Consider the following 900-nt stretch of genomic DNA (forward strand, 5'->3'; position numbering starts at 1 on the left):
CAATTCAACATCGATTCCATAAGCGCTTTCCCCTTTTACCTTTGCAGCTGCATCAAGTCGAGCGTCGAATTTCCCTATGTACTTGAATTGAGCCGGTTCTTTTACCTTTATTTCCTGCGGTAAATCTTGCTGAGAAGCTAGTTTAGCCAAAGCACCAAAACTCACTTTTTTGCCGGTAGACTTAACGCTGACATAAGCATTACGGCACTCTAAGTTATCTTGTGGTAACGCAAATGCTTCTGACGCTGCTTGTAGCAATAAAGTCCGTACAGCAGCCCCTGCCTCGCGAATCTGGCTCCAACTGCTTGAAAGACTGTTACTACCCCCGGTTAGCTGCAAGCCATAATCCGGGTTGCGATAAGCTGCGTTTGCCCCGGCAAAAACAACCTGAATAGTATCTGGTGAGGTATCTAGCTCTTCAGCCAGCAGCGTTGTAATACCCGTGTAAGTGCCCTGACCCATCTCTACTCTATCTAAAGTGAAGATCACAGAGTTATCTGGCCGTATCTCGAGCCAGGCATTAGCCAACCAGCTACCAGTATTTGATAGTTCATTGTTTCTTAGCGTACTGCAGCCTGGCAATGTTATCGCCACGCTAAGGCCGCCAGCAGCGCCTAAACCAACTTTAAGAAAATCCCTACGATTTATCGCTGTATCAGGTAAAAGCTCTTTAGATTTGTTCATGAGATTAGAATGCATTATGAGCGCTTCATACCTTTGCTTTGTAGGATAGATCGGCAGCAATTTGCTGTGATGCAACAGTGTCTTTAATGGCAGCCTTGATTCGGGAATAAGTACCGCAGCGACAAAGGTTACCGGACATCGCATTGTCAATATCTTCATCACTAGGGTTTGCATTAGCTTTCAAGAGCGAGGCTGCGGACATAAGCTGTCCAGGCT

Annotated in this window: 2 protein-coding genes; both read right to left on the minus strand. The window is 46.1% G+C overall.

Translation table 11 applies throughout. From position 1 onward, the window contains the following. Positions 1-699 (minus strand): molybdopterin cofactor-binding domain-containing protein (locus tag A3735_RS04240; RefSeq protein WP_197485663.1); only part of this gene is annotated, 699 nt, incomplete at its 3' end. A gap of 10 nt (positions 700-709) precedes the next feature. Continuing rightward, on the minus strand, positions 710-900 hold a 191-nt coding region (locus tag A3735_RS28695), incomplete at its 5' end, for a 2Fe-2S iron-sulfur cluster-binding protein (protein WP_231882378.1).

Source organism: Oleiphilus sp. HI0061, from assembly GCF_001635675.1.